Source organism: uncultured Arenimonas sp. (assembly GCF_963976025.1).
Classification (GTDB): domain Bacteria; phylum Pseudomonadota; class Gammaproteobacteria; order Xanthomonadales; family Xanthomonadaceae; genus Arenimonas.
On sequence record NZ_CAXBJS010000190.1, the window covers coordinates 1 to 4978 of the forward strand.

Here is a 4978-nt window from a genome sequence, read left to right on the forward strand (position 1 = left end):
ACCGGCCGCGACGTGCCGAACGAAATCAACGTCGTCATCGAAATCCCCAAGGACGCCGAACCGGTCAAGTACGAGGTCGACAAGGAAACCGGCGCCATTTTCGTGGACCGCATCCTGTCCACCCCGATGCGCTACCCCTGCAACTACGGCTACGTGCCCCACACCCTGTGCGGCGACGGCGACCCCGTGGACGTGATGGTGATCCTGCCGCTGACCCTGATCCCGGGTTCGGTCATCCGCTGCCGCCCGGTCGGCATGCTCAAGATGAAGGACGAGGCCGGCGAGGACACCAAGCTCGTCGCCGTGCCCGTGGACAAGGTTTTCTCGGGTTACACCCACATCCAGGACATCGACCAGGTGAGCCAGCACTGGCTGGACCGCATCGGCCACTTCTTCGAGCACTACAAGGACCTGGAGAAGGGCAAGTGGGTCAAGCTTGAAGGCTGGGAAGGCGCCGAGGCCGCGCGCCAGGAAGTGCTGGACTCCGTGCAGCGTTTCGAGGCCAGCCCGGTCAAGCTCAACTACTGAAGCCGGCGCCGGCAGGTGAAGCGGGCGTCCAGCGTCAGGCGCCCCTTCACCGGGTCGTCGGAAAGCCGCGCCGGCGCCGCGATGTCCGGCGCGTGCCAGCAGGCCCCGTCGAAGGCCACCAGCCGGTTGTAGCGTGCTTCCACCCTGGGCGGCGGCTCGTCGCCCGGAAACAAGGAGGGCGGGAACAGCATCCCGCCCAGCGCCGGGTCCTCGAACAGGCACAGGCTGATCACGCCCGTGCCCTGGCCCGGCCCGCTGGACGAAGCCCGCGCCGGCGCACTGGGCGCCGCCGTGGCCAGCGACAGCCAGCCCTGGCCTTCGACCACCCGCCGGAAGCCCAGCGGTTCGCGGAAGGTTTCGGAAAAGAACACGTGCATGGCCGTCAGCACCGGCCCCGGCAGCGGCAGCCGGCGCACCGGGAAACCCGCCAGCGGATCGACCGCGAACTGCGCCGCATGTTTGGCCGCCAGCGCGCGCCAGCGTTCGGGTTCGGCCAAGGCGTTGTCGACCACCAGGCAAAGCCCGCCGGCCGGCAGGGTGATCGTCTGGACGTACGGCCGGTAACTGAACACTGTGGCGATGACTCCTGGCGGCTGACCTGCGCACGCTGGGCGCGATACCCGGCCACCTGCCTGCCCGGACCTGCCCCAGCACCCGGGCCGCGTCGGCGGCCCACTGCCCGACAGCATACCCGGGCCCAAGGGCCTTTTCGGGTGCGCGGCGCGTGGCCGCCGGGTCGCCGGGTCACCGCGACAGGGCTGGCTTGGGGCCATGGCTTGGTGTTCTACGGCTCGACAGACTGGCCTGTGTGCGCCAACAACTCTTCCACATGGTGAATGACGTGGGGCGCGAACTCGTCATAGCGCTCGAGCGAGCGAAGAACACCCTGAACGGCCTCGCTCTCGCTGATCTCCTTTGCAGACAGCCCCTGCCGGGACAGGCTGTCCACGGCCGCCTTGAATGCTCCATGGATCCTGGTGGCCGACTCCAGGTCCGCGCATGTGCTGTGCACGACCCGCCCTCGATTGCCGGGCACAAGGATCGTCGAAGCACTGCAGTTGGCGTTCAGCGCATCAAGGAACGCCAGCTGCGCCGACCAGCCGTTGGGGCCGGCATAGACCAGCCAGTCGTTGCGAAAGGCATCACCCGTGAAGACGACCTGGCTTTCTTCCAGCGTGACCATCGCATGGTCGGCCGTGTGCGCTGGGGTATGGCGCATCCGAATTCGCTCCACGCCCATATCCAGGACGAGTTCGGAGTCAAAACCCACATCGATGCCAATGCCCTTGGATCCAAGCGCTTCGTGGCCGATGACCAGGGCGCCCTTGTCCCGGAAGTAGGCGCTCGCGCTGTGATGGAACGGGTCGGAGTCTATGACCAGCACCACACCCACGGGCTTGCCGCTGACCTTCTTGACGAGCGCTTCAATGCTTGGCGCATGGGAGCGCATCATCGACGAAACCAGGACGACCTGATCGCTTCCGACCACGATGCCGAAATTTATCCGGGTTGAACCGTAGGCCTGGCTCGCGACGAAAACGTGCTCGTTTACCCGATGGACCTCGAACAGTTCGCCGTCAATCTCGATGTCCGCCGCCATCGCAGCCGGAGCCGAAAGGACCAACATTGCGAAGATGGCGCAATGAAGAAATCTGTTGAATACGCTCCGCATCACTCCTGGAATCCTCGCGCTACCCGTTAACCAGCATGATAAGTGCGGAACGCGGGCGGTATGCAGGACCGCTGTGCGTTGCGCAGACTCGCTGCGATGCTTCAGCATCGCCCGACCGCGCTCAGGTCCGCACTTCGGCCGCCGGCGCAAAGGCGCGTTCCGGAAGCGGCCTGAACGGAGCCCCGAACTTGAACCGGGCGGCCAGGGTCGCGACGCGGGCGCCGAGCAGCGCGGCGGTCTCTCGATCCGAGGCCGGGGGCGCGATGTCCGCTGGCTCGTCGCCGTTGGCCTGCGCCATGGCACCGAGCGAACCACCGATCCGGTTCACATCGTCAACCGAGCCGCTGGAGGAGTTGTTGCCCGGAAGCAGGCCCAGGCTGACCCAGAGCATGCCGTGCTGTGCCGCCAGGGTGGCCAGCTGGCTGAGCGTCGCGTACTTGTCGCCGGCCTGCGAACTCGAGACGGTGAAACCGGCGGCCAGCTTGTCCTGCCAGCGTCGCTGCAACCATAGCGGCGACGTCCGGTCCATGAAGGTTTTGAAAGGTCCCGACACCGCACCCATGTAGGTCGGCGAGCCGAAGATGATGGCGTCCGCCTCGGACATCTCGGTCCATGCTTCTTCCGAAAGGTCGGTCACGTCGATCAACGATGCATTGGCCCCCTCGATGCGCTCGACCCCCTCCTGAACGGCCCGGGCGAGGGCTGCGGTATGTCCGTAGCCGGAATGGAAGGCGATGACGATGGATGTTTTCATGCTCGTGGTCCCCGATGATTCGACGGCCAGCGTAGCGAGCGAAGCCGGCGGGAAAATCCCCCGGCTCATGGAATCACCTTTCACCTGGCGTGAACGATGGCCATCGCCTCAGGCAAGGACGTCTTGGACTGCCTCGACCAGGAAATCGAGCAGGGACCGGACCTTCAGCGAAGCTTCCCGGTGATGCGGATAGACGCCGTAGAGCGCGTGCAGTTCACCGCGCCAGTCGGGCAGCACGCGGACCAGCCGGCCCGACGCCAGGGCGTCCACTGCATAGATCTTCGGCAGCAGGGCCACGCCCAGCCCCTCGATGGCCGCTTCGCGGACGGCGAGCGAATTGTTGGCCCGGAATCCGCCGTCGACGGCAATGCGGACGGATTCCCCGTCTTTGTCGAGCACCCAGCTGCGCGGCGTGGGCGAGAGTGAATAGATCAGGCAGCGATGACCGGAAAGGTCTTCAGGGCTCTCCGGCGTGCCGCATCGGGCCAGGTAATCGGGCGATGCGCAGACCACGCGCTCGATATCCATGAGCTTGCGCGCCTTCAGGCTCGAATCCTGGAGCAGCCCACCGCGAATGGCCAGGTCGAAGCGCCCTTCGATCAGGTCGACCGACTGGTCGCCAAACTCCACGTCCAGCTCGAGTTGCGGATAGCGCGCCGCGAAGCGCGCAAGGATGGGCGACAGCAGGACGAGCCCCAGGGAAAGCGGCGCGCTGACCCGGAGCACGCCCCGTGGCTCGCCGCCGCTGGACCGCACGGCGTCTTCGGCTTCGCCCAGCTCATCGAGGATGCGCGTGATCTGGTTGAAATAGTCGTGCCCGGTGTCGGTAAGCCTGAGCGAGCGGGTCGTGCGCAGTATCAGCGGCGTCCCCAGGTCGGCTTCGAGGTCCTTGATGATCTTGCTGACCGCGGCGTTGGACAGGTCCAGGTCCCGCGCCGCGGCGGCAAAACCGTTGAGTTCGATCACGCGGCGGAATACCCGGAGGGCGGCGATGCGATCCATTGTTCACCAAGGGCGAAAGCTGATTTCCCGATTTTGCGGATTCTCTTCCACAAGTGCGAGGCGCACCGTGAGTCTGCAGCCGCCCCGGAGGAGATTCCAATGTCCGCACACGCCACCAATATCCTGCTGACCGCCGCCCTGCTGGCGGCCACCGCCTTCAGCCACGCGCAGCAACCCGTCGTCGGCACCAGTCCCTGGGGTCCGGACGATGAAATCGGGCGGCTCAACCTGATGAGCGCCGAGTCCCGCGCCGCCGTGCTCTCGCGCGTGGACGGCGGCGCCGTCTACGACCTGTCGGTCGACCTGTTCATCGGCATGCCCAGCTGGCAGGCCGCCGGCGACCCGCACTACCGGATGTGGATGACCCACACCCCGCATGGCACCGCCATCGACGATCCGCTGGGCCTGGGCGCGGCCATGAACGAGCATGTCAGCTATACCGGCGCGGCGTTCTCGATGTACACCCACACCGGCACGCACATCGACACGCTCGCCCATTTCGGCCTCGACGGGCGCATCTGGAACGGCTTCAGCGCGGCCGAGCACCTCGGCGACCGCGGCTGGAAAGTCGGCGGCGCCGAAAAGCTGCCGGCCATCGTCGCGCGCGGCGTGATGATCGACCTGCCCGCCTACCTGGGCATCGACATGCTGCCCGAAGGCCATCGGGTCAGCCGGGAGGAACTGCGTGGCGCCCTGGAGCGGCAGAAGGTCTCGCTTCAGGAAGGCGACGTGGTCCTGATCCGAACCGGCCGCATGCAGGTCTACAACGACACCGCCGCCTACATGCACAACCCGCCCGGCCTGGGCATGGACGCGGCGCGGTTCCTGGTCGAGGACAGCGGCGCGATGGTCGTCGGCGCCGACAACCTCAGCTTCGAGGCGTTTCCCTCCGAGGTCGAGGGCAACTACGTACCCGTGCACACGTACCTGCTCGCCGAACAGGGCACGCCGATCCTCGAGCTGGTCTACCTCGAAGGCCTGAGCGAGGCCCGCGTCTACGAATTCGCCTTCATCGGCGGCGG

The 4978-nt window shown here is 66.5% G+C and carries 6 protein-coding genes; 2 read left to right on the forward strand and 4 right to left on the reverse strand.

Translation table 11 applies throughout. The features are described 5' to 3' along the window. The coding region (ppa, locus tag AACZ35_RS12355; protein ID WP_339829753.1) for an inorganic diphosphatase at nucleotides 1-528 on the forward strand (528 nt) is incomplete at its 5' end. Here ppa and AACZ35_RS12360 read toward each other — a convergent pair. From AACZ35_RS12360 to AACZ35_RS12375, 4 genes are all read right to left on the reverse strand, one after another. Then, nucleotides 522-1100 (reverse strand): DUF6445 family protein, encoded by a 579-nt coding sequence (locus AACZ35_RS12360; protein WP_339829755.1) that lies wholly within the window; start codon nucleotides 1098-1100, stop codon nucleotides 522-524. The two genes, ppa and AACZ35_RS12360, sit on opposite strands and share 7 nt — an antisense overlap. A 212-nt stretch (nucleotides 1101-1312) precedes the next feature. Beyond that, complete coding sequence (locus AACZ35_RS12365) at nucleotides 1313-2200, reverse strand: MBL fold metallo-hydrolase (RefSeq protein ID WP_339829757.1); 888 nt, start codon at nucleotides 2198-2200, stop codon at nucleotides 1313-1315. A gap of 121 nt (nucleotides 2201-2321) precedes the next feature. Then, nucleotides 2322-2954, reverse strand: coding sequence for a flavodoxin family protein (locus tag AACZ35_RS12370; protein ID WP_339829759.1), 633 nt, complete (start codon nucleotides 2952-2954; stop codon nucleotides 2322-2324). A gap of 108 nt (nucleotides 2955-3062) precedes the next feature. Next, a complete protein-coding gene (locus AACZ35_RS12375) occupies nucleotides 3063-3956 on the reverse strand; it encodes a LysR substrate-binding domain-containing protein (protein ID WP_339829761.1) in 894 nt (297 codons plus the stop codon). A gap of 99 nt (nucleotides 3957-4055) precedes the next feature. Here AACZ35_RS12375 and AACZ35_RS12380 point away from each other — a divergent pair. Continuing rightward, on the forward strand, nucleotides 4056-4978 hold a 923-nt coding region (locus AACZ35_RS12380; protein ID WP_339829763.1), incomplete at its 3' end, for a cyclase family protein.

What these genes read in the sequence shown, in the direction of transcription:
- AACZ35_RS12365 (WP_339829757.1), bottom strand. Translation starts at nt 2,200, where the DNA reads ATGCGGAGCGTATTCAACAGATTTCTTCATTGCGCCATCTTCGCAATG.
- AACZ35_RS12370 (WP_339829759.1), bottom strand. Translation starts at nt 2,954, where the DNA reads ATGAAAACATCCATCGTCATCGCCTTCCATTCCGGCTACGGACATACC.
- AACZ35_RS12375 (WP_339829761.1), bottom strand. Translation starts at nt 3,956, where the DNA reads ATGGATCGCATCGCCGCCCTCCGGGTATTCCGCCGCGTGATCGAACTC.